This is a genomic window from Tsukamurella sputi (assembly GCF_007858445.1).
In the GTDB taxonomy this organism is placed as follows: domain Bacteria; phylum Actinomycetota; class Actinomycetes; order Mycobacteriales; family Mycobacteriaceae; genus Tsukamurella; species Tsukamurella sputi.
The window spans coordinates 13,205-35,781 of record NZ_VIGV01000011.1 but is presented as its reverse complement, the minus strand read 5'-3'; the positions used below and the strand labels follow the sequence as shown (position 1 = coordinate 35,781).

Annotated in this window: 25 protein-coding genes; 18 read left to right on the top strand and 7 right to left on the bottom strand. The window is 70.6% G+C overall.

All coding sequences use genetic code 11. The features are described 5' to 3' along the window. Nucleotides 1–96: 96 nt before the first annotated feature. Nucleotides 97–348, top strand: a complete 252-nt coding sequence (gene nrdH, locus FK268_RS20660; RefSeq protein ID WP_146437347.1) for a glutaredoxin-like protein NrdH — start codon at nt 97–99, stop codon at nt 346–348. A gap of 73 nt (nt 349–421) precedes the next feature. On the opposite strand, the gene FK268_RS20655 is transcribed toward nrdH, so the two are convergent. The 3 genes from FK268_RS20655 to FK268_RS20645 all read right to left on the bottom strand — a co-directional run bounded on the left by FK268_RS20655 (nt 422) and on the right by FK268_RS20645 (nt 1,717). Beyond that, a complete protein-coding gene (locus FK268_RS20655; RefSeq protein ID WP_146437346.1) occupies nt 422–838 on the bottom strand; it encodes a VOC family protein in 417 nt (138 codons plus the stop codon). 64 nt (nt 839–902) lie between these two features. Continuing rightward, nucleotides 903–1,247 (bottom strand): hypothetical protein, encoded by a 345-nt coding sequence (locus tag FK268_RS20650; RefSeq protein ID WP_146437345.1) that lies wholly within the window; start codon nt 1,245–1,247, stop codon nt 903–905. Between the two features lie 83 nt (nt 1,248–1,330). Continuing rightward, a complete protein-coding gene (locus tag FK268_RS20645) occupies nt 1,331–1,717 on the bottom strand; it encodes a recombinase RecA (RefSeq protein ID WP_146437344.1) in 387 nt (128 codons plus the stop codon). Nucleotides 1,718–1,998: 281 nt separating this feature from the next. On the opposite strand from FK268_RS20645, the gene infC reads away from it, so the two are divergent. The 5 genes from infC to FK268_RS20620 are packed head-to-tail and all read left to right on the top strand — an operon-like array spanning nt 1,999 to nt 5,605. Next, a complete protein-coding gene (infC, locus tag FK268_RS20640) occupies nt 1,999–2,637 on the top strand; it encodes a translation initiation factor IF-3 (RefSeq protein WP_146437343.1) in 639 nt (212 codons plus the stop codon). A gap of 47 nt (nt 2,638–2,684) precedes the next feature. After that, nucleotides 2,685–2,879 (top strand): 50S ribosomal protein L35, encoded by a 195-nt coding sequence (gene rpmI / locus FK268_RS20635; protein ID WP_068531598.1) that lies wholly within the window; start codon nt 2,685–2,687, stop codon nt 2,877–2,879. A 51-nt stretch (nt 2,880–2,930) separates the two neighbouring features. Beyond that, the gene (gene rplT, locus FK268_RS20630) at nt 2,931–3,311 is read left to right on the top strand and encodes a 50S ribosomal protein L20 (protein ID WP_146437342.1); all 381 of its coding nucleotides are present in this window, start codon (nt 2,931–2,933) and stop codon (nt 3,309–3,311) included. Nucleotides 3,312–3,326: 15 nt separating this feature from the next. After that, on the top strand, nt 3,327–4,124 hold the full coding sequence (locus FK268_RS20625; RefSeq protein ID WP_146437341.1) for a TrmH family RNA methyltransferase: 798 nt from the start codon (nt 3,327–3,329) through the stop codon (nt 4,122–4,124). 56 nt (nt 4,125–4,180) lie between these two features. Further along, nucleotides 4,181–5,605 (top strand): acyltransferase family protein, encoded by a 1,425-nt coding sequence (locus FK268_RS20620; RefSeq protein ID WP_146437340.1) that lies wholly within the window; start codon nt 4,181–4,183, stop codon nt 5,603–5,605. Between the two features lie 13 nt (nt 5,606–5,618). Here the strand turns inward: FK268_RS20620 and FK268_RS20615 are convergent, their stop codons facing one another. After that, entirely contained in the window at nt 5,619–7,106 is a 1,488-nt protein-coding gene (locus FK268_RS20615) for a nucleobase:cation symporter-2 family protein (protein ID WP_146437339.1), read from the bottom strand. A 61-nt stretch (nt 7,107–7,167) separates the two neighbouring features. Beyond that, complete coding sequence (locus FK268_RS20610) at nt 7,168–7,770, bottom strand: nucleoside deaminase (protein ID WP_205124507.1); 603 nt, start codon at nt 7,768–7,770, stop codon at nt 7,168–7,170. A 97-nt stretch (nt 7,771–7,867) separates the two neighbouring features. Here FK268_RS20610 and FK268_RS20605 point away from each other — a divergent pair, with 97 nt between their 5' ends. The 4 genes from FK268_RS20605 to pheT all read left to right on the top strand — a co-directional run bounded on the left by FK268_RS20605 (nt 7,868) and on the right by pheT (nt 12,222). Then, nucleotides 7,868–8,119, top strand: coding sequence for a hypothetical protein (locus FK268_RS20605; RefSeq protein ID WP_146437337.1), 252 nt, complete (start codon nt 7,868–7,870; stop codon nt 8,117–8,119). Nucleotides 8,120–8,139: 20 nt separating this feature from the next. Further along, nucleotides 8,140–8,544 carry an MmcQ/YjbR family DNA-binding protein gene (locus FK268_RS20600; RefSeq protein WP_146437336.1) on the top strand — a complete coding sequence of 135 codons (405 nt, stop codon included), beginning with the start codon at nt 8,140–8,142 and terminating at the stop codon, nt 8,542–8,544. 103 nt (nt 8,545–8,647) lie between these two features. Next, entirely contained in the window at nt 8,648–9,703 is a 1,056-nt protein-coding gene (pheS, locus tag FK268_RS20595; protein WP_146437335.1) for a phenylalanine--tRNA ligase subunit alpha, read from the top strand. Between the two features lie 50 nt (nt 9,704–9,753). Beyond that, nucleotides 9,754–12,222, top strand: a complete 2,469-nt coding sequence (gene pheT, locus FK268_RS20590) for a phenylalanine--tRNA ligase subunit beta (protein WP_146437334.1) — start codon at nt 9,754–9,756, stop codon at nt 12,220–12,222. A gap of 70 nt (nt 12,223–12,292) precedes the next feature. On the opposite strand, the gene FK268_RS20585 is transcribed toward pheT, so the two are convergent. Further along, nucleotides 12,293–14,125, bottom strand: a complete 1,833-nt coding sequence (locus tag FK268_RS20585) for a flavin-containing monooxygenase (protein ID WP_146437333.1) — start codon at nt 14,123–14,125, stop codon at nt 12,293–12,295. 139 nt (nt 14,126–14,264) lie between these two features. On the opposite strand from FK268_RS20585, the gene FK268_RS20580 reads away from it, so the two are divergent. The 5 genes from FK268_RS20580 to FK268_RS20560 all read left to right on the top strand — a co-directional run bounded on the left by FK268_RS20580 (nt 14,265) and on the right by FK268_RS20560 (nt 19,048). Continuing rightward, complete coding sequence (locus FK268_RS20580) at nt 14,265–15,467, top strand: helix-turn-helix domain-containing protein (protein ID WP_231707189.1); 1,203 nt, start codon at nt 14,265–14,267, stop codon at nt 15,465–15,467. A 91-nt stretch (nt 15,468–15,558) separates the two neighbouring features. Next, nucleotides 15,559–16,329, top strand: coding sequence for an acetoin reductase (locus FK268_RS20575; RefSeq protein WP_146437331.1), 771 nt, complete (start codon nt 15,559–15,561; stop codon nt 16,327–16,329). Nucleotides 16,330–16,349: 20 nt separating this feature from the next. After that, nucleotides 16,350–17,543 (top strand): GAF domain-containing protein, encoded by a 1,194-nt coding sequence (locus FK268_RS20570; RefSeq protein ID WP_146437330.1) that lies wholly within the window; start codon nt 16,350–16,352, stop codon nt 17,541–17,543. A gap of 26 nt (nt 17,544–17,569) precedes the next feature. Continuing rightward, complete coding sequence (locus FK268_RS20565) at nt 17,570–18,229, top strand: PIG-L deacetylase family protein (protein ID WP_146437329.1); 660 nt, start codon at nt 17,570–17,572, stop codon at nt 18,227–18,229. A gap of 57 nt (nt 18,230–18,286) precedes the next feature. Continuing rightward, nucleotides 18,287–19,048: an enoyl-CoA hydratase/isomerase family protein gene (locus tag FK268_RS20560; RefSeq protein ID WP_146437328.1), complete on the top strand. Its 762-nt coding sequence runs from the start codon at nt 18,287–18,289 to the stop codon at nt 19,046–19,048. A gap of 6 nt (nt 19,049–19,054) precedes the next feature. Here FK268_RS20560 and FK268_RS20555 read toward each other — a convergent pair whose 3' ends face one another. Next, entirely contained in the window at nt 19,055–19,276 is a 222-nt protein-coding gene (locus FK268_RS20555; RefSeq protein WP_146437327.1) for a hypothetical protein, read from the bottom strand. A 152-nt stretch (nt 19,277–19,428) separates the two neighbouring features. Here FK268_RS20555 and argC point away from each other — a divergent pair, with 152 nt between their 5' ends. The 3 genes from argC to argB are packed head-to-tail and all read left to right on the top strand — an operon-like array spanning nt 19,429 to nt 22,576. Next, the gene (gene argC / locus FK268_RS20550; protein ID WP_146437326.1) at nt 19,429–20,463 is read left to right on the top strand and encodes an N-acetyl-gamma-glutamyl-phosphate reductase; all 1,035 of its coding nucleotides are present in this window, start codon (nt 19,429–19,431) and stop codon (nt 20,461–20,463) included. Further along, complete coding sequence (gene argJ / locus FK268_RS20545; protein WP_146437325.1) at nt 20,460–21,662, top strand: bifunctional glutamate N-acetyltransferase/amino-acid acetyltransferase ArgJ; 1,203 nt, start codon at nt 20,460–20,462, stop codon at nt 21,660–21,662. The genes argC and argJ overlap by 4 nt, the downstream gene beginning before the upstream one ends. Further along, complete coding sequence (gene argB / locus FK268_RS20540; RefSeq protein WP_146437324.1) at nt 21,659–22,576, top strand: acetylglutamate kinase; 918 nt, start codon at nt 21,659–21,661, stop codon at nt 22,574–22,576. Before argJ ends, argB begins: the two co-directional genes overlap by 4 nt. The last annotated feature ends 1 nt before the right edge of the window (nt 22,577 follow it).

The following is a 22,577-nucleotide window of genomic DNA, read 5'->3' as shown; positions in this document are numbered from 1 at the left end:
CGGTCGGATGGGGATCGAGCTGTGGAGGAACTGTGCACCAAACCCTTGATCTTGTGCAAATTGCAGGGATGTAACACAAGATGTAGTGTTGACGGCATGAGTAACGTGACCGTCTACACCAAGCCCGCGTGCGTGCAGTGCACGGCGACCTACCGTGCGCTCGACAAGGCGGGTGTCGAGTACACCTCGGTCGACATCAGCCTCGACGAGGAGGCGCGGGAGTACGTCCTCGCCCTCGGTTACCTGCAGGCGCCCGTCGTTGTCGTCGACGGCGCCGACCACTGGTCGGGCTTCCGTCCTGACCGCATCAAGGCGCTCACGGTGCAGGTCGCGGCCGCCGGCGCCTGAGTCGCAGCGGCACGTCGAACGGGCCCTCAGTCGCGGGGATGCGACTGAGGGCCCGTTGTCGTCGGGGCCGGCGCTATTCGCCGGCGTAGCTGCTGAACGTCCAGACGTGTCCCTCGGGATCGGAGCAGGCGTACTCACGCACGCCGGCCAAGGAGTCGTGGATCGGGTTGAGGATGGTCGCCCCCGCGGCGCGGGCCCGCTCGGCGTGCGCGTCGAGTTCCTCGTCCGGGATGCGGACGCACAACGCCTGTGCGGTGCCGCCGAGGGCGCCGGGGGCGTGCATGCCGTACCGGTCGTCCGGGCGGTCGCGGCTCATGAAGATCAGATCGGTGCCCACCCGTAGCTGCGCGTGCTCGACGGCGCCGTCCGCGGCTTCCACTTCGAAGTGCGGAGCGAAACCGAAGGCCGCTACGAGGAAGGCGCTCGCCGTACGTGGGTCCGCGTAGCGCAGGTTGGGGTACACCGACTGGAGCCGTTCGTCCTGCGTCATGGCCGGCACGCTACGCGGGTCCGCGATCGGCTGTCGGCGGATCGCGGACCCGCGCCGGCTCGCATCAGCGGTGCGGGTAGCAGCGGCCCGGCTCCCAGTGGCCCGGGACCCACCTGCCCTGCTCGTACCATCCCGGGTTCCACCGCGGCTGGACCCAGTAGCCGGGGTGCCAACCCCACTGGTCCAGCCAACCCGGGCGCCAGTAGCCGGGGGACCACCAGCCGTTGTGCCAACGCCCCGGCGTCCAGTAGCCGCCGACCCAGCGTCCGGGTTCGCACCACCCGTGCCCGGGGTGCGAGACCGCGGGGGTCGGGGCGGCCGTCGCTGTCGCGGCGGTGACGCCCCCGAGTGGGGCCAATACTCCTGCAGCGACCAGTACGCCGGCCGCAAGCGTTCTCATCCGTGTCATGCCTGGACGGTACGCCCGGTGTGACCTGGAACACTAGACCTATTTACACAGGTCAGGGTGCTTTTGGGGGATAACCCTGAGGGTTAGCTGTACACCGGTCCGGTGTATTTCTCGCCCGGACCGTGGCCCGGTTCATCGGGGTAACTGCTGTATTCGCGGAAGGCCAGTTGGAGGGACTTGAGACCGTCCCGGTACGGCCCGGCGTGCGGGCCGAGGTACTCGACGGAGGCCGTGGTCAGGCCGGCGAGTGCGGTGATGAGGCGACGCGCCTCGTCGAGGTCGAAGTGCGGGCTCTCGCGCGGATCGAAGCCGGCTGCTTCGTCGCCCTCCGCTGCCGTCAAGCCGAGTTTCTCCGCCGCGGCGCTCATCAGCAGCATCCATGCGCTCGAGATGACCTCGATCGACGGCGAGTCCGCGACCAGGCGCTCCAGGGTGTCGGGCTCGGGGGACGAATTCGGATTCTCACTCACGACTGCTACACTGTCATGTGCGACCGCTCCGGCTTTGTCCGGGGCAGCAAGTGGAGTCCACTCCCACCACGTCGACCCAAGGTCGGCTGGTCCGGTCGCCGCCGCGGAATCCGTGCAGGAATTCCCGCGGCGGTCTCCTTGTTCAAGGAGGGGTCGATCGTCGGCGTACGCCGTCGGGGGCCCGAATCGGTCGGTGTGGGCCCCGTCAGGCAATCGCCTGGTCGGGGCCTTTTCGCTGTGTGGGACTTGGTGGGCCTCGTCGGCTGCGCGGCGGTCTACGAGTGAAGACCGCTCGCAACGAGACACGAGCACCTATTCAAGGAGGCCCCATCAGCACTGAGACACGCACCAACGGTCAGATCCGCGTTCCCGAGGTCCGACTCGTCGGCCCCGGCGGCGAGCAGGTCGGGATCGTGCGAGTTGAGGATGCGCTCAAGCTGGCGTACGAGGCGGATCTCGACCTGGTCGAGGTGGCGCCGAACGCCCGCCCGCCCGTGTGCAAGATCATGGATTACGGCAAGTTCAAGTACGAGGCCGCGCAGAAGCTGCGCGAGTCGCGGAAGAACCAGCAGCTGACCGTGATCAAGGAGCAGAAGCTCCGCCCGAAGATCGACGACCACGACTACGAGACCAAGAAGGGTCACGTCGTCCGGTTCCTGGAGCAGGGCTCCAAGGTCAAGGTCACGATCATGTTCCGCGGCCGCGAGCAGTCGCGTCCGGAACTGGGTTTCCGTCTGCTCCAGCGCCTGGGCGCCGATGTCGCCGAGTACGGCTTCGTCGAGACGTCGGCGAAGCAGGACGGCCGCAACATGACCATGGTCCTCGCCCCGCACAAGGGCGCGAAGACCCGCGCCAAGGCGCAGCAGGACAAGGAAGCCCCGGTGGCGCGGCCCGCCGCGCCCGAGGCTCCGGCCGAGTAGCGACGCACGTCGCGCCCGGCAGTAGAACGAGACAGAGAGACGAACACATGCCGAAGAACAAGTCCCACAGCGGTACCTCGAAGCGCTTCAAGCTCTCGGGGAGCGGCAAGGTCCTGCGCCAGAAGGCCGGCCGTCGCCACCTGCTCGAGCACAAGAGCTCGCGCGTGACCCGTCGCCTCGACGGTGTGGCCGAGGTGGCCCCCGCCGACGTGCGTCGCGTCAAGAAGCTGCTCGGCAAGTAAGCCGTTCCCGGTACCCGCTAGAACTTTTTCATCACGTAAGGACGAAGACCTATGGCACGCGTCAAGCGCGCAGTGAACGCTCAGAAGAAGCGTCGTTCCATCCTCGAGGCCTCGAAGGGCTACCGCGGTCAGCGGTCGCGCCTCTACCGCAAGGCCAAGGAGCAGCAGCTCCACTCGCTCACCTACGCGTACCGCGACCGCCGTGCGCGCAAGGGTGACTTCCGCAAGCTGTGGATCACGCGTATCAACGCCGCCGCGCGGGCCAACGACCTCACCTACAACCGCCTGATCCAGGGCCTGAACCTGGCCGGCGTCGAGGTGGACCGCAAGAACCTCGCCGAGATCGCCGTCTCGGATCCGGCCGCCTTCACCGCGCTCGTCGAGATCGCCCGCAAGGCGCTTCCCGCCGACGTGAACGCGCCCGTCGCGTAATTCGGCCCCACCAGGTTGAATCAGCACTCGCAACGACCCGCGGACCAGCTCTTCACGGAGCGGACTCCGCGGGTCGTTGCTGCATCCAAGCTCCTCCGCGCGGCCGGGCGCCGCAAGGCCGGGCTGTTCCTCGCCGAGGGCTCCAACGCCGTGACCTCCGCGCTCGAAGCCGGCCTCGTCGAGGAACTCTTCGTCACCGAGGAGGGGGCCGAGCGGTACACCTCGCTCCTCACCGGGCGCGAGGCCTACGTGACCGAGCGCGCGATGCGGGGCCTGTCGGACACCGTCACTCCGCCCGGCATCGTGGCCGTGTGCCGGGCCCTTCCCGAGGCCCGAGTGCCCGACGGTGCGCGGCTGGTCGCCGTCCCCGTCGACGTCGCCGAGCCCGGTAACGCGGGCGCCGTGATCCGTGTGGCCGACGCCGTCGGCGCCGACGCGGTACTCCTCGCCGGCGACGCCGTCGACCCGATGAACGGCAAGGTGGTGCGCGCCTCGGCCGGCTCGGTCTTCCATCTGCCCGTCGTGCAGCACCGCGACCCTGTTGCGGCGATCGCGGAACTCAAGGATTCGGGCCTGATGGTGCTGGCCACCGCCGCCGACGGCGAGGTCTGCCTCGACGACGCCGATGAGCTGCTCGTCGGATCGACGGCCTGGCTGTTCGGCAATGAGGCGCACGGCCTGCCGCGCGAGCTGCAGGCCCTCGCCGACCACCGGGTCGCCATCCCCATCCGCGGCCGTGCAGAGTCCTTGAACCTCGCCACCGCCGCGTCGATCTGCCTCTACGCCAGCTCCCGGGTGCAGAATCGCGGATAGGTCCTCACCCGGATCGGGTAGGACTACTCATCCCTGACGGCGCCCGCGCCGGAAGCATGGTGACCATGAGGTTCCTGCCCGACCGCACCACCGTTCTCGACGGCACCCCGGACACGCGCGACCGCGCGATCGACGTGGCCCGTATCCTCAGCCTGCTCGTCGTCATGTTCGGGCACTGCGTACTCCTCCTGGCGACCGTCACCCCGTCGGGCGTGTGGGTGGGCAACACCCTCGGCGCGCAGCGCTCGCTGCAGCCCATCACCTGGGTACTGCAGGTGATGCCGCTCTTCTTCCTCGCCGGCGCCGCGTCGTCCGCGTACGGCTTGAAGCCGGGCACGCCGTGGGGTGGGTGGCTCCTCGAACGAGCGCAGCGGCTGGCCCGCCCCGTGTTCTGGTACCTGGCGTTCTGGTCGCTCGCACTCGGCGCGACCAGGGTTCTGTTGGGGGAGTCGAGCGCCGTGCGCCTCGGCGGCGAATCCGTCGCGCTCCTGTGGTTCATCGGCGTGTACCTGGTGGTCCTGGCGTTCGTTCCGGCACTCATGCGGTGCGGGGCGATCGCGCTCGCCGGGATCGTCGTGGCGCTCCTCGTCGCGTCCGCGGGGTTCGACGGTGCCCGCCTCGCCGCCGGCGCGATCGAGTGGGGCTTCCCGAACTTCCTGATCGTGTGGCTGATCCCGGTGGTCATCGGCGTCGCCTACGCGCGGCGGATGATCCCGGTTCGGGTCGCGCTCGTCGTGGCGGCGCTCGCCTTCGCCGGGGCGGTGGCGGCGGTCGCCGTCGGACCGTACGACGTGCCCCTCGTCGTGACGGGCACCGAGACCTTCTCGAACACGACGCCGCCCACCTTCCTCCTCGGCCTGCACAGCGTGTGGGTGAGCCTGCTGTTCGTGGCCGCGGCACCCGCGATCGGACGGTGGGCCCGGCGCCCGCGGGTCTGGTACCCGGTGGCGGTGGGTAACGGCGGCGCGATGACGCTCTACCTCTGGCACATCCCCGCCATCGCCGTCGCGGCCTTCGGCCTGCACGCCGTCGGCATCGACGCGGCCGACCCTGCGCAAGCCGGCTTCTGGGGCCTGATGGCACTGCGGGCCGCGGTCTTCGCGGTCGTCATGTTCGCGCTGTTCGTCCTGCTCTCGCCACTCGAGCACCGTCCGTTGCCGTGGTGGGACGCGCGCGTGACGGCAGCGGGTGGCCGAGGAGCGCTGGTGGGCGGTCTCGTCTGCATCGCCGGGGTGGCGGCGCTGCTGATGGCCAAGGAGGGCCTCGGCTCGTCGTTGGGGTGGCAGGCGCTCGCGGTGTTCGTGCTCGCGCTCCTCGGCGCGCGGGCCGCGTGCAGGCCGGCGACTGTCATCGTCGAACGCGGAGCCGACCGGCCCCAGACCGATGCGCTCGACGGCGCCGCGAGCGCCGGCCCCACAGTCCGCGGGTCGCAGGCCGGGGCTGAGGGGCCGGGGCTTCACCGGAGCACACCGATCGCATGATCGGTGCCGTCGCTCAGGCCGATGTGCGTGTGCCCGGGTCTCCGCTGGCCGACGGTGCCGCGCCGGCTCCGTCGTGCACCTGACCGGAGCGTTCGTCCTGGTCGGGGACTCCGATCGCCGGCCCGGCGGCCACGATCGACGGCTGCGCGGGGGCACCCGGCAGGAGGACGTTGAAGAGAAGGTTCAGGAGTACCGCCACGATCGCCGCCGCGCTGATGCCCGAATGGAAGATCACCACGAACCAGGCGGGGAACGCGTGCCAGAAATCCGTGGAGACGACGGGGATCAGCCCGAAGGCGATCGACGCCGCGACGATGAGCAGATTGTTGTTGCCCTGGTAGTCGACCTTCGCGAGGGTGCGGATCCCGCTGGCCGCGACGGTGCCGAACAGCACGATTCCGGCGCCCCCGAGCACCGGCCCGGGGATCACGCTGAAGGCGGCAGCCGCCATCGGCGACAGCCCGAGGAGCAGGAGGACCGCGCCGCCCGCCGCTACGGCGAACCGGCTCTTGATCCCGGTCAGGGCGACCAGCCCGACGTTCTGCGCGAACGCGGTTGCGGGAAACGAGTTGAACACCGGCGCGAGCAGCGAGGACGCCATGTCGGCCCGCAGTCCGTCCGCCACCCGCCGCGAGTCGACCTTCGTGCCCACGACCTCGCCGACCGCCAGGATGTCCGCGGTGGTCTCGACCATCGTCACCACGATCACGACGGTGAGTGAGACGATCGCGCCGATCTCGAACATCGGCCCGCCGAAGGCGAACGGGTGGGGGAGGGAGAAGACCGACGCGGATCCCACGGCGCCGACGTCGGCGCGGCCGACGATCAGCGCGGCGACGGTGCCGACCACCAGCCCCAGCAACACCGACAGCCTGGAGAACGCGCGCATCTTGCTGAGCAGGACGACGGCGAGGAACGTGAACATCGCGAGGGCGATGTTCGGAAGCGCGGCGAAGTCCGGGTTGGCGACCTTCCGCCCGTCGACCATGACCGTCGGCTGCCCCGTGATCCACCCCGCCGCGACCGGCATGAGCGACAGGCCGATCACCGTGATGATCGATCCGGTGACGACAGGTGGGAAGAATCGGATCACGCGCGCGAAGAACGGGGTGATGGCCAGACCGATCGCCGCGGCGACCAGGAGTGACCCGAAGACGACCCGGAGTCCGTGCTCGGGGTCGCCGGCGAGGATCGTGAGGATCGTCGACACGGTCGCGAAGCTGGTTCCCTGCACCAGGGGGAGCCGGCTGCCGAAGAACGGCACGGCGAGCGTCTGCAGCATCGTCGCCAGGCCGCTGACGAACAGCCCGCTCGCGACGAGGAGCGCCTTCTGTGCGCTGTCCAGTCCGGCCGCGCCGCCCACGATCAGTGGAACGGCGATGACACCGCCGAACATCGCGAGGATGTGCTGGATCCCGTATCCGAGAGTCTTCCCGACGCCGAGGTACTCGTCCTCGGGTCGCGTGTGCGGCGTGCCGCCGTCCGTCGTCGTGATCGCCATGGCCCGACGGTAGGCACGCCGATCCGTCGATCGATTGCCTCGATGTGACGACGGTGTTGCATCATGCGAGCGCGATGTTGCCCGCAGCGCTCCCGTCCGCGTTCTTGCTCGCCTGGTAGGTCCGGGACAGGTCGTCGTAGACCGCGAGAAGGCGTTCCAGCCGGTCGGGGCACTCCGCCTGTGCGAGCGGCATGAGGTCCGTCGCGCGGAAGAACGCGTTGGTGCGGTTGTACAGGTCACGTCCGGGTGCCGGCGCCGGGCGGTCCGGGTCGGGCACCGCGTAGACCTCGGTCAGGATCCGGATGTCGTGCGGGATCGCGAAGGACCGCTCGGAGTCGCTGTGGCTGAACAGGTAGGAGAAGTTGTCGAAACCGGACCAGGCGATGCCCGACAGGCAGAGCGAGCATGGTTCGTGGGTGGCGAGAAAGATGCAGTCCGCGGGCGCCGGGCGGTCGTCGAGCTCGTAGAACTTCTTGATCGCGTGGATCTCGCCGTGCCAGAGCGGGTTGGACGTCTCGTCGTTGGTCGCCGCGATCACCGTGCTCACATCACTCTTGAGCAGGATCGCCGCACCGAACAGCTTGTTCCCAGCCGCGACGGCGGCGCGGGTGAGTGGCACGATCTCGTCGGCGATCACGGCCAGCAGGCGGTCCACGTCAGTCATCGGCTCATCACACCGCATGGGTGCTCCGGGCGCGCGACGACCGCCGACCGTGTGATGTGATAAATAAGAGGTGTCGAATAATGTGGAGGAGATCGAGATGAAGCGCATCGTCGTCGCGGGAATCATCGGACTGGCCGCGGTCGGTGCACCGGCCACGGCCCAGGCGGCGCCCGGCACTCCGGTCACGGTGACCTGCGACGTGTACGCGCAGCAGTTCGGCAACCAGTTCTCGTCGTTCGCGGGCACCGTGCACGGCACCGGCCCGAACCGCGCGGCCGCCCGTGCCAACGCGGAGTCGAAGATCTGGGGTCCGTACGGCTCGATGCCGTACGTCGCCAACTGTCGCTGACCCGGCGTACCGTCGGGCGCATGACGAGGGCGGCGCGGGTCGAGGACGTGGCGGAGGTCGCGCTCGCGCTGCCGCGGGTCGTCCAGATCGCCGGGTGGGGTGGTCGGCCCGCATGGCAGGTGAGCAAGAAGGTGTTCTGCGGTCACCGCTCGCCCCGGCCCGACGCGGTCGACGCCGACGGTGTCCGGCTCGACGATGTCATCCTCATGCGCACACCCGACGAATCCGACAAGCTCGCGCTGGTCCAGGCGGACGGGCCCTTCTTCACCACGTCGCACTTCGACGGCTACAACGCGGTCCTGATCCGAGCCTCCCGGCTCGCCGAGATCACCCGCGCCGAACTGGCCGAGGTGATCGAGGACGCGTGGTGCGCCTGCGCCCCGAAGACCGTGGTCAGGGCGTGGCTCGCCGAACGCGGTGCCTGACGACGCCCCGGGGCGTACCAGCGGTAATGCGATTCCGTCCGCGGAACGCCGTCGACTACTCTGGTCGGGTACCGTTCCTACCCGCACCGAGGAGCCCAGAGCAGTGTCGGAAGACCAGATCGCCCCCGTCGACGACCTCAGCGAAGCCGCGCTCGACGCGTTCGCCGCGGAGGCCGCGCAGGCGTTCGGCGCCGCGACCGACCTGGAGGCTCTGAACACCGCTCGCCTCGCGCACCTGGGGGAGAAGTCGCCGCTCGCGCTCAGCAAGCGTGCGCTCGGCTCCATCCCCAAGGAGGAGCGCAAGGATGCGGGCAAGCGGGTCAACATCGCGCAGGGCCGGGCCCGCGAGGCCTACGAGCAGCGCAAGGCCGTGCTCGAGGCCGAGCGCGACGCGGCGGTCCTCATCGAGGAGTCGATCGACGTGACGCTGCCGTCGGCACGCGCGCCGCAGGGTGCGCGGCACCCCGTCAGCATCATCGCCGACGAGGTCGCCGACTTCTTCGTGGGTATCGGCTGGGAGATCGCCGAGGGCCCCGAGGTCGAGACCGAGCACTTCAACTTCGACGCGCTCAACTTCCTCCCGGACCACCCGGCGCGCTCCATGCAGGACACCTTCTACGTTGCGCCCGAGGGTTCGCGGCAGGTGCTGCGCACCCACACCTCCCCGGTGCAGGTGCGCTCGATGCTCACGCGCGACGTGCCGATCTACGTGGCCTGCCCGGGCCGCACCTTCCGCACCGACGAGCTCGACGCCACACACACGCCCGTGTTCAGCCAGGTCGAAGGCCTCGCAGTCGACAAGGGCCTGACGATGGCGCACCTGCGCGGAACCCTGGAGGCCTTCGCCAAGGCGATGTTCGGCCCCGAGACCACCACCCGGATGCGGCCGAACTACTTCCCGTTCACAGAACCGTCGGCCGAGGTCGACGTGTGGTTCCCGAACAAGAAGGGTGGCGCCGGCTGGATCGAGTGGGGCGGCTGCGGCATGGTCAACCCGAACGTGCTGCGCGCCTGCGGGATCGACCCCGAGGAGTACTCGGGTTTCGCCTTCGGCATGGGCCTCGAGCGCACCCTGCAGTTCCGGACCGGCCTGTCCGACATGCGTGACATCGTCGAGGGCGACGTCCGCTTCACCCTGCCCTTCGGCGTCCGCGGCTAGCGCCCGACGCGCCCAGCACACCAGACTCACCCAGGAGAAGGACTTCCACCGTGCGCGTTGCACAGTCATGGCTCACCGAGATCCTCCGCCGCGACACCCCCGAGTGGGGCGTCACGGCCGACGAGCTGGACGCAGGGTTCGTGCGTGTCGGTTTCGAGGTCGAGGAGCTCGACTCGCTCGACACCGTGACGGGCCCGCTGAAGATCGGCCGCGTCGCACACATCGAGGAGCTCACGAACTTCCGCAAGCCCATCCGCTACTGCCAGGTCGACGTCGGCGAGGGAGAGCCGCGCGGCATCGTCTGCGGTGCGCGGAACTTCGCCGAGGGCGACCTCATCGTGGCGGCGCTCCCGGGCGCCGTCCTGCCCGGTGGCTTCGAGATCGCCACCCGCAAGACCTACGACCACATCTCCGACGGCATGATCTGCTCGGTCTCCGAGCTCGGTCTGGGCAACGACCACTCCGGCATCCTCGTGCTGCCCGAGGGCACGGCGCAGCCGGGTGACGACGCCAAGCCGGTCCTGGGTATGGACGACACCGTCATCGAGCTCAACGTGACGCCCGACCGCGGCTACGCCTTCTCCGTCCGCGGCCTCGCCCGCGAGCTCGCCTGCGGCTACGACCTACCGTTCACCGACATCACCACGCCGTCGGCGAAGGCCGGCAGCGGCACGGGCGGCGTGGACGTCACCGTCGAGCCCGAGTCCGGCTGCACCCGCTTCACGGCGCTGCGCGTCGAGGGCATCGACCCGAACGCGGTGACGCCGTGGTGGATGCAGCGCCGCCTGCTCACCTCCGGCGTCCGCCCGATCAGCCCCGCGGTCGACGTGACCAACTACCTCATGCTGCTCAGCGGCCAGCCGCTGCACGCCTTCGACGCCGACACGGTGCAGGGCGGGCTGACGGTGCGTGCCGCGCGCGCCGGCGAGACGTTGGAGACGATCGACCACGTCACGCGGAAGCTCGATCCCGAGGACGCGGTCATCGTCGACGGGACCGGCCCGGTCTCGCTCGCGGGTGTCATGGGCGGCGCGACCACCGAGGTCGGCGACGGGACCGTCAACGTGATCCTCGAGGGCGCGATCTGGAACCCGGTCAAGGTCTTCCGCACCGGCAAGCGGCACAAGCTCAGCTCGGACGCCGCGAAGCGGTACGAGCGCACCGTCGACCCGGCGATCTCCGTGTGGACGGTCCGCGAGGCGGCCCGCCTGCTCACCGAGATCGCCGGCGGCACCGTCGTCGGGGACATCACCGACCTGGGCGGCTACGACGAGCGCCCGCAGGTGACGATCGCCGCCGACCGGCCCGACCGCGTCGCGGGCATCACCTACGCGCCGGGCACGACGGTGCGTCGCCTCACCCAGATCGGCTGTGCCGTCGAGGGCGAGAGCAGCCTGACGGTGACCCCGCCGACCTGGCGCCCTGACCTGACCATGGTCGCCGACCTGGTCGAGGAGGTGCTGCGGCTGGAGGGACTGGAGCAGATCCCGCCGGTGCTGCCCGCCGCCCCCGGGGGACGCGGCCTGAGTGCACGCCAGAAGCGCCGCCGTGTCGTGAGCCGCTCGCTCGCGCACACCGGCCACGTCGAGGTGCTGACCAGCCCGTTCCTGCCCGCCGATGTCTTCGACACCTGGGGCCTGGAGGCCGACGACCCGCGTCGCACCACCACGAAGGTGCTCAACCCGCTGGAGTCGGATCGTCCGTCGCTCGCGACCACGCTGCTCCCCGGGCTGTTGGAGATCCTGGCGCGCAACGTCTCCCGCGGCCAGCGCGACCTCGCGCTGTACACGATCGCCCAGGTCGTGCTCCCGACGGAGCAGACGGTCGCGGTCGACCCGATCCCCGTCGACCGTCGTCCCACCGCCGAGCAGATCGCGGAGCTGAACGCCTCGCTGCCGCAGCAGCCCGAGCACGTCGCGCTCGTCTTCACCGGCGCCCGCGGCACCGCCGGACCGTGGGGCCCGGCGCGGCCCGCGGACGCCACGGACGCCTTCGAGGCCGTCCGCGAGATCGGCCGGGCGAGCAACGTCGAGCTCACCCTGCGCGCCGCGCAGTACGCGCCCTTCCACCCCGGCCGGTGCGCCGAGGTCTTGGTGGGCGAGACCGTCGTCGGGCACGCCGGCGAGCTGCACCCCGCGGTGCTCGAGCGCGCCGGGCTCCCCGCCCGCACCTGCGCCGTCGAGATCGACCTCGACGCGGTCCCGCTCGTCGAGAACCTGCCCGCGCCCGTGGTCTCGCCGTTCCCGGCGGTGCTGCAGGACGTGGCCGTCGTCGTCGACGCGGCGGTGCCCGCGGAGACCGTCCAGGCCGCGCTCGCCGACGGTGCCGGCGAGCTTCTCGAGGCGATCGCGCTGTTCGACGTCTTCACCGGCACGCAGGTGGGCGAGGGGCGCAAGTCCCTGGCCTTCTCGTTGCGCTTCCGCGCGGGCGACCGCACTCTCACCGAGGACGAGGCCTCCGCCGCTCGCGACGCCGCGGTGGCGAAGGCGTCGGAGGCCGTGGGCGCAGTCCTGCGCTGAGACGCCCTGGATATGGAGCCGGCCCCGTCGACCAGTGTTCTGGTCGACGGGGCCGGAGTCTTTGTGCCGGCTAGCTGGTGTGGTGCACCTCGGCCAGCTTGTAGACGGGGGTGTCGATGCCCTCGTAGCGGGCCTTGAGCTGCAGCGCCAGGTACAGCGAGTAGTGCCGCGACTGGTGCAGGTTGCCGCCCATCATCCAGAGGCCGGGCACCTGCGTGGGCTTCCACATGTTGCGCTGCTCGCCCTCCCAGGGGCCGGGATCCTTGGTGGTGTCGGAGCCGAGGCCCCAGCACTTGCCCAACTTGTCGGCGGTCTCCTGGCCCATGAGGTCGGCGGCCCAGCCGTTCATCGAGCCGTAGCCGGTCGCGTAGACCACCAGGTCGGCGGGCAGCTCGGTGCCGTCCTTCAGCACGACGCTGTTCTCGGTCAGGCGGTCCACCTGGCCCTTGGCCAGCTTGATCGAGCCGTCGATGATGAGGCCGGCGGCACCGACGTCGATGTAGTAGCCCGAACCCCGTCGGAGGTACTTCATGAACAGGCCCGAGTCGTCGTCGCCGAAGTCCAGTTCGTAGCCGGCCTCCTCGAGGCCACGATAGAAGTCGGCGTCGATCTCGCGGACCTTGTCGTAGATCGGCTTCTGGAACTCGTTCATGATCTTGTACGGCAGCGAGGCGAAGATCATGTCGGCCTTGTCGGTGGTCACGCCGCTCTCGACGGCCCGCTCGCTGTACAGGTCGCCCAGGCCGTGCTCCATGAGCGACTCGGACTTGATGATGTGCGTCGAACTGCGCTGCACCATCGTCACCTCCGCGCCCGCCTCGACGAGCGCCTTGCTGATGTCGAGCGCCGAGTTGTTCGCGCCGATGATCACGACCTTCTTGCCCGCATAGGCGTCCGGGCCGGGGTGCTTGCTCGAGTGGTGCTGCTCTCCGGCGAAGACGTCCATCCCGGGGAAGTCGGGGATGTTGGGCTTACCGGACATGCCCGTCGCCAGCACGAGCTGCTTGGGGTGCAGGGTCAGCTTCTCGCCGTCCTTGTTCACCTCGACGGTCCACTCGCCCTTCGCCTCGTCGTAGGAAGCGGACAGCGCTTCGGTGCGCGACCAGTAGGGCACCTCCATGACGCGGGTGTACATCTCGAGCCAGTCGCCGATTTTGTCCTTGGGGGCGAAGACGGGCCAGTTGGCGGGGAAGGGCAGGTACGGCAGGTGGTCGTACCAGACGGGGTCGTGCAGGCACAGGGACTTGTAGCGGCCGCGCCACTGGTCGCCGGGGCGGTCGTACTTGTCGACGACGAGCGCCGGCACGCCGAGTTGGCGCAGTCGCGCGCCGAGCGCGATGCCGCCCTGGCCGCCGCCGATGACGAGGGTGTCGGGTTGGACGGAGTAGCCGAGCTCGGCCTCCTCCTGCTCGCGACGCTCGGCCCACGTGGGGGCCGCATTGTGCGCGCCGTGCACCGCTCCCATCGGGCGCCGGGCCCCGAAGGACTCCTCGTGGCCCTTGAGCTCGCGGAGTGTGGTGAGCAGCGTCCACGCGCGGTCGACTCCGTCCTCACCCTGGCGGATCCGCACATGGCCCTTGCCTCGGCCCACACCGGTCTCGAAGCCGATGAAGGCCTCGGCCACCTCGTCGCCCGATGCCGGGTCGGTGGTGACGAAGCCGCTCGGCGCGGTGTCACCGAGTCGTTCGGTGAGCATCGCGGTGATCTGGTCGCGGCCCTCGCTGGTGTGCAGGTTCCAGGTGAAGGACACCAGATCGCGCCAGAAGCCGCCGGGCTCGAACAGATTCGCCGCCGCGCTGACGTCCCCCGCGGCGAGCGCCGCCTCGAATTCGGCGAGCCAGGCGTCCACGCGCTCCTGGGGGCCGGCGGCGACGGTCTGCTCCGATTCCGCGATCGCGGTCATGTCGTACTCCTTCAGGTTCTGTGTGGTGCTGTGGTGTGAATCACACGCCGGGTGTGACGCATGCGACAAGGGTTGCGCCCCGTTGCATGGTTCCGCCGGAACGCCCTTGCTGCGACGAGCGACGATGCAGAATCGAGGAGTGGCACACGCAGTGGAGCCCGCGGTCGCGCACGGAGAGGATCCCCGGACCTACGCGCGCCTGCTGGCCGAGGTCTACGACGCGACGATGGCCGGGGAGCGTCCGCCGGCGCGTCCACGCGAGGTGATCGGCGATTCCTGGGAGCGCGTGATCGCCGCAGGTCTGCGGCCTGATTCCGGGGCCGGCCCGGCGATCCACTCCGCCGACCTGGCCCGGCTGCGGCGCGAATCCGGCCTCGGCGGACTGATCGACGACTTCACCGGCGGCCTTGCCCCCATCACCGACGCCGGTTCCAGCATCATGGTCGTCTCCGACGCCGAGGGGCGGCTGCTGTGGCGGAGCGGCTCGCCGCGAGTGCTGCGGGAGGCCGATCGGCTCGGCTTCGTCGAGGGCGCCGCCTGGTCGGAGAACGATGTGGGGACCAACGCCATCGGCACCGCGCTGGCCTCGCGCGCCCCGGTGCAGACCTTCTCCGCGGAGCACTTCGCCCGCAATCAACATCCCTGGACCTGCTCCGCGGCGCCGATCAGGGACCGCCGCACGGGCCGGGTGCTCGGCGTCGTGGACGTGAGCGGACCGGCGTCCACGGTGCATCCCACGACGCTTGCGCTGGTGGCGGCGGTCGCCGGCCTCGCCGAGGCGTCGCTGCGGGAGGCGCATCTCGCGGGTCTCGATCAGTTGCGCACCGTCGCCGCGCCCCTGCTCGCCGGGCTCGGTGGGCCGGGTCTCGTCGTGGATGCACACGGCTGGGTCGCCGCGGTGGGGCAGCTCGCCCCCTGCACGCGGGTGACGCTGCCGACGGCGGTGGATTCCGCACACCTCTGGCTGCCCGAGCTCGGGCAGTGCTCCGTCGAGCCGCTGCCGGGCGGATGGCTGCTGCGTCCGGTCGCCGACGCGGCGCGGGGCGCGGGCACGCGGGTCGTGCTGGACCTGCGGGCCGGGCGCACGCCGTCCGTCACGGTCACGGGCGCTGCGGGAGAGTGGCGGCACCAGCTCACGCCCCGGCACGCCCAGATCCTCGCGCTCCTGTCCGACGGGCGCGGGCGCACCGCGGCGCAGATCGCGGAATCGTTGTTCGGCGACGCGGCCCGCGTGGTGACCGTGCGCGCCGAGATCTCCCGCCTGCGGCGCGTGTTGTCCGGCCTGATCGCCGCACAGCCCTACCGGTTCGCGGACTCCGTGGCGGTCGAGACCCTGCGCTGATCGCCCTGCAAGGGCGCAACCCCACGCAACCTTTGTCGTGTGTGGCCCGGGTCACATAGACCGGAGTCGTACGTCGACGAAGGGACACACGATGGCACGCATCGCACTGGTGACGGGAGCGGGACGAGGGATCGGCGCAGGGATCGCCCGACGGCTGGCCTCCGACGGCATCGATCTGGCTCTCGTCGACCTCACCGCCGACGGCGTGGAGGCCGTCGCGGAGGAGATCCGGGCGACGGGTCGTCGCGCCGTGGCGCTCACCGCCGACGTCTCCGACCGTGACGCGGTCTTCGGCGTCGTCGCCGCCACCGTCGATGCGCTCGGCGGGCTCGACGTGATGGTCAACAATGCCGGCGTGGCCCTGGTGGGGCCGGTCGCGGACGTCACTCCCGAGCAGCTCCGCCGCCTGTTCTCCGTGAACGTCGACGGTGTGCTGTGGGGTATCCAGGCCGCGGCGGCCTCGTTCATCGAGCGGGGCGTGCGCGGAAAGATCGTCAACGCCGCGTCCATCGCCGGGCACGAGGGCTTCGCGATGCTCGGCGCCTACAGCGCCACCAAGTTCGCGGTGCGCGGCTTCACCCAGGCCGCCGCGAAGGAGTACGCGGCGCACGGCATCACCGTCAACGCCTACTGCCCGGGCGTCGTGGGCACCGACATGTGGGTCGAGATCGACCGGCGGTTCGCCGAGCTCACCGGGGCCGAGGTCGGCGCGACGTACGACCAGTTCGTCGGCGGCATCGCGCTGGGCCGGGCCCAGACCCCGGAGGACGTCGCCGCGTTCGTCTCGCACCTGGCCTCACCCGACTCCGACTACATGACCGGCCAGGCCGTGCTGATCGACGGCGGCCTCGTCTACCGCTGACCGGAACGGGAGGGAATCGCATGACGGAACCGGCCGTGTCCGCGGGCGAGGATCCGCGGCGCTACGCACGCCTGCTGTCCGAGGTGTACGACGCGACGATGAGCGGTGCGCGTCCGCCCGCGCGGCCGCGCGGTGTGATCGGCGACTCGTGGAAGCGTGTCCGCGCCGCGGGGCTCGTGCCCGACGCGGACGCCGGGCCGGCGCTCGGCTGGATGGACGTCGAGCTGGGCCGTCAGGAGTCCGGGCTCGGGCCCGTGCTCGAGGAACTCACCGCGGGCCTCGCCCCGCTCACCGCCGACGGTGACAACATCCTCGTGGTCGCCGATCGGTTCGGCCGGGTGCTGTGGCGCTCCGGCTCGCCGCGCGTGCTCTCCCACGCCGACCGGCTCGGATTCGTCGAGGGCGCGGGGTGGGCCGAGGAGCAGGTGGGAACCAACGCGATCGGCACCGCGATCGCCTCGCGCACCCCCGTGCAGATCTTCTCCGCGGAGCACTTCGCCCGCAGCCACCACTCGTGGACCTGCGCCGGAGCGCCGATCCGCGACGTCCACACCGGGCACATACTCGGGGTCGTCGACGTCTCCGGTCCTGCGGCGACGGTGCACCCGACCACGCTCGCGCTGGTCTCGACGGTCGCCCGGCTCGCTGAGGCCAGGCTCCGCGAGGCCCATCTCGCGGGGTTGGAGCGGCTGCGATCGGTCGCCGCCCCGATGCTCGCGGGTCTCGGGCGTCCGGGGCTCGCCGTGGATACCAACGGGTGGGTCGCCGCGGTGGGCGATCTCCCGCCGCGGTCGCGCGTGGCCCTTCCCAGTCGTCTGACGGGCCCGTCGGTACGGCTCCCGGAGCTCGGGCTGTGCACCGTCGACGCGCTGCCCGGCGGCTGGCTCCTGCAGCCCGACCCGGGCGACGGTCCGGACACCGTGACCCACGTGACGATGGACCTGCGGCGGGGCCGCGCCCCGGAGATCGAGGTCACCGGCGGTGGCGGCTCGTGGCGGTACCAGCCCTCGCCGCGGCATCTGGAGATCCTCACCCTCCTCGCCGACGGTGCCGGCCGCACCGCCGCGCAGCTCGCGGACGCGCTCTTCGGCGATCCCGGTCGGGTGGTGACGGTGCGGGCGGAGATCTCGCGGTTGCGGCGCGTGCTGTCCGGCGTGATCGCTGCGCAGCCCTACCGGTTCGCCGACGGCGTCTCGGTCGAGTTGCTGCGCTGACCGGTCCCGGCCTCTAGCGTGGGGGTGTGACCGAGCCGCAGAGCTTCCCCGAGGACTGGACCACGGCGCTCGTCCTGGTGGCGCACCCGGACGACCCCGAGTACGGGATGGCGGCGGCCGTCGCCCGCTGGACCTCCCAGGGGAAGACGGTGGTCTACGGGCTCGCCACCTCCGGCGAGGCGGGCATCGAGGGCATGTCCCCGGGCACTGCGGGACCCGTCCGCGAGGAGGAGCAACGACGGTCCGCCGCGGTCGTCGGGGTCGACGAGGTGCGGTTCTGGGGCTACCCCGACTCGCGGCTGATCAACACGCCGGAGCTGCGGGAATCGGTCGGCAAGTCGTTCGCGCGGTACCGGCCCGACATCGTGCTCACGCTGTGGGGCGGCCCCGACTGGGGCAACGGTGTACCGAATCAGAGCGACCACAGGGAGTTCACCCGCGCCGTGGCCGAGGCGGCCGAGGCGGCGGGCGTCACCGCCTATCAGACCGCGCCCGAGCCCACCCTGATCGTGGACGTCACCGGTTTCACGGAGCGGGCCGTCGAATCGCTCGCGGAGCATCGCCAGTACCTCTCCGTCCTCGATCCGACGACACCGGTCATCGAGCAGGCCCGGGCGCAGGTCGCGTCGGCCACACAGCCGCGGGGCGGGTTCCGGCACACGGTCGGTTTCCGCCCGCTCGCCTGAGCGGCGTGGTGGTGTGGAAGGCTCGGCGCCGACGATCATTCGCTGAGAGGAGCGCGCATGTCCGACGATCCGGGTCTGGGGTTCGGTGTCGATGAGCGAGGCGTCGCGACGATCACGCTCCTGCGGCCCGATGCCGCCAACGCGTTGAATCAGCCCCTGGCGGATGCGCTGCTCGCGGCGACTCGGACGATCGCCGCAGATCCCGCCGTCCGCGTGGTGGTGCTGCGCGGCGAGGGACGGTTCTTCTGCGCGGGCGGCGACGTCAAGGCCATGGTCGTGGCCGAGGATCGCGGGGCGATGCTCGATCGGCTCGCGGGTACGATCCACGACGCCCTCGCGCAGATGGATCAGCTGGCGGTGCCCGTGGTCGCCGCGATCCAGGGGCCCGTCGCAGGCGGTGGCCTGGGATTGGTTCTCGCGGCCGACGTGGCGGTCGCGAGCGACGCGGCGCACTTCTCCACCGCGTATGCGGGCGTCGGGCTGAGCCCGGACTGCGGAGTCTCGGCGCTGCTACCGAAGGTGGTGGGGATGCGGCGCGCCCTGCGGATGCTGCTGCACGGCGAACGGATCGACGCGGCGACCGCCGCATCGTGGGAGCTGATCGATCGGGCCGTTCCCGCGGACGACCTCGATGCCGAGGTGGGTGCCACGGTCGACGGGCTTCTCGCCGGACCGCATCCGGCCCTCGGCGAGGCGCGCCGATTGGTGCGGGCCTCGTACGCGCGCAGCTATGCGGACCAGCTCGACGACGAGCGGCGGACCATCACCCGTACGGGCGCGACGGAAGCCGCGGCGGCGTTGCTCGCGCGCTTCGCCTGACGCGCGTCAGCCCAGGTGGAAGGCCTGCGTGATGTGATTGCCGCGGCGGTGATCACCCACCAGGCTGGGGCGGCCGCGCCCCATCTTCACGAGCATCGCGCGGTTCTCCACGCGCGGTGCGAAACCGTCGAGGACGCGGTTGACGGTGCCCCGGAGGCCGCGCTCGCGGCGCGGCAGGGACAAGGGCTGCGTGAGGGCGTCGGGGGAGGTCGGATGATCATTGCGCATGTGAAGTCCTTCGGATACGGGGTGCGTTTCGTTACCGGTATCCAGAGTGCCGACGGTGCCTGAAGAGCGGCTGGGCGCAGCCTGTGGGACGCCGGGAAGCGTCTTTCGCCACCCTGGCTGAATAGGCTTGCATGATGGTGCATAATCATCACATGACTGTTTCCGTGGCGATCGCGGGCGCCAGCGGCTACGCCGGGGGAGAGATCCTCCGGCTGCTGCTGAACCACCCGCACTACCTGTCCGGCGAGCTCACCATCGGCGCGCTCACCGCCGGCGGCAACGCCGGCAGCACGCTCTTCGAGCATCACCCGCACCTGCTGCCGCTCGCCGACCGCGTGCTCGCCGAGACGACGCCGGACACCCTGCGCGGCCACGACGTCGTCTTCCTCGGCCTTCCGCACGGTAAGTCCGCGGAGATCGCCGAGGCGCTGCCCCCGTCGACGCTCATCATCGACTGCGGTGCCGACTACAGGCTCAAGGACGCCGCCGAGTGGGAGCACTACTACGGCAGCGCGCACGCCGGCACCTGGCCCTACGGCCTGCCGGAGCTCCCGGGCAACCGGGACGTGCTCGCAGGCGCGTCCCGGATCGCCGTCCCGGGCTGCTACCCGACGGTGTCCACCCTCGCCTTCCTGCCCGCCGTCGCGGCCGGCATCGTCGCCCCCGAGGTCACTGTGGTCGCGGTGAGCGGCACCTCCGGCGCCGGGAAGTCGCTGCGGACGGACCTGCTCGCCTCGGAGGCGATCGGCTCCGCGCGGGCCTACGGCGTGACGACCCACCGGCACACCCCGGAGATCACGCAGAACCTCTCGGCGGCCGCGAATTCGCCCGTCACCGTGTCGTTCACGCCGATCCTGGTGCCCATGGCCAGGGGCATCCTCGCCACCGTCTCCGCCCCGACGACGGTGACCGCCGCCCGCGCCCGGGAGGTCTACGCGCAGGCCTACGCCGACGAGCCCTTCGTGCACCTGCTCCCCGAAGGAGCGCAGCCGCAGACGAAGTCGGTACTCGGCAGCAACGCCGTGCAGGTGCAGGTGGCCGTCGACGAGCGGGCGGGCCGGCTCGTCGCGACTGCGGCGATCGACAATCTCACCAAGGGCACCGGCGGGGCCGCCGTCCAGTCCATGAACCTCGCGCTCGGCTGGCCCGAGACCGCCGGCCTCTCGACCGTAGGAGTCGCACCATGAGCACGTTCAAACTCGTTCGCAGCCAGGGGGTCACGGCGCCGCTGGGCTTCAAGGCCGCGGGAATCGCGGCGGGGATCAAGGCGTCGGGCAAGCCGGATCTCGCCCTCGTCTTCAACGAGGGGCCGCACTACGCGGCGGCCGGCGTCTTCACCCGCAACAAGGTCCGTGCCGCGCCCGTGCTGTGGAGCGAGCAGGTGATCAAGGACGGCCACCTGCGGGCGGTGATCCTCAACTCCGGCGGCGCCAACGCCTGTACCGGACCCGGCGGCTTCCAGGACACGCACGCCACGGCCGAGAAGGTCGCGGAGGCCCTGAGTCACTGGGGGACCGAGACCGGCGCGGGCGAGGTCGCGGTGTGTTCGACCGGTCTCATCGGCGACCGGCTGCCGATGGACAAGGTGCTCGCCGGCGTCACCGAGATCGTGCACGAGATGGGCGGCGGCCTCACCGGCGGTACCGATGCCGCGCACGCGATCATGACCACCGATACCGTTCCCAAGGAGACCGCGCTGCACCACAGCGGCGGCTGGAACGTGGGCGGTATGGCGAAGGGCGCGGGCATGATGGCCCCCTCGCTCGCCACGATGCTCGTGGTGCTCACCACCGACGTGCACGCCGGCCCGGAGCAGCTCGACGAGGCCCTGCGGTACGCCACGAGCTACACCTTCGACCGGCTCGACGTGGACGGCGCCACGTCGACCAACGACACGGTGCTGCTGCTCAGCAGTGGCGCGAGCGAGAAGACCTGCACCCAGGAGGAACTCAACTCCGCCGTGCGCGAGGTCTGCGACGATCTGGCCGCGCAGCTGCAGGGCGACGCGGAGGGCGTCACGAAGCGGATCCTCATCACGGTGACCGGCGCAGCCTCGGAGGAGGAGGCGCTCATCGGCGCCCGCGCGATCGCCCGCGACAGCCTGGTGAAGACCGCGCTGTTCGGTAGCGACCCCAACTGGGGCCGCGTCATGGCGGCGATCGGCATCGCCCCCATCGAGCTGGTGCACGACAAGCTGTCCGTCTCCTTCAACGGGCAGCCCATCGCCGAGCAGGGCTGCGGAGTCCCCGGGGCGCGCGATGTGGATCTCTCCGGGCCGGAGATCGACGTCACCGTCGACCTCGGCCTCGGGCGGGGCACCGCGACGATCCGCACCACGGACCTCTCGCACGCGTACGTCGAAGAGAACTCGGCGTACTCCTCATGAGCGCCCCCGAATCGACCCCGCAGCTCACTCCTCTAGATAAGGCGGGGGTCCTCGCCGAGGCGCTGCCGTGGCTGCTGGACTTCCACGGCAAGACGGTCGTGGTCAAGTACGGCGGCAACGCCATGGTCGACGACGAGCTGAAGAGCTCGTTCGCGCAGGACATGGTCTTCCTGCGCACCTGCGGCCTGCATCCGGTGGTGGTGCACGGCGGCGGCCCGCAGATCAACGCCATGCTGAAACGTCTCGGCATGGAGGGCGAGTTCAAGGGCGGCTTCCGCGTGACCACGCCCGAGGTGATGGACGTGGTCCGCATGGTCCTGTTCGGGCAGGTCGGACGCGAGCTCGTCGGGCTGATCAACTCCTACGGGCCGTTCGCCGTCGGCATGTCGGGGGAGGACGCGCACCTGTTCACGGCCACCCGGCGGGAGGTCGTGGTCGACGGTGCCCCCACCGACATCGGGCTGGTCGGCGACGTCACGGAGGTGAGCCCCGACGCGGTGAACGATCTCATCGCCGCCGGACGCATCCCCGTCATCTCCACCATCGCCCCGGACGCCGACGGGGTGGTGCACAACATCAACGCCGACACCGCCGCCGCCGCGCTCGCGGAGGCGCTGGGGGCCGAGAAGCTGGTGGTCCTCACCGATGTCGAGGGGCTGTACACGAACTGGCCGGACCGGTCCTCGCTGACCTCCGAGATCGACACGGATGCTCTGACGGACATGCTGCCGAGCCTCGACTCCGGCATGGTTCCCAAGATGGAGGCGTGCCTGCGAGCCGTGCGCGGGGGCGTCCCCACCGCGCACGTCATCGACGGGCGGGTGCCGCACTCCGTGCTCCTCGAACTGTTCACGAGCAAGGGCATCGGCACCATGGTGACCCCGCCGAAATCCTCGACAGAGACCTGGATCTGAC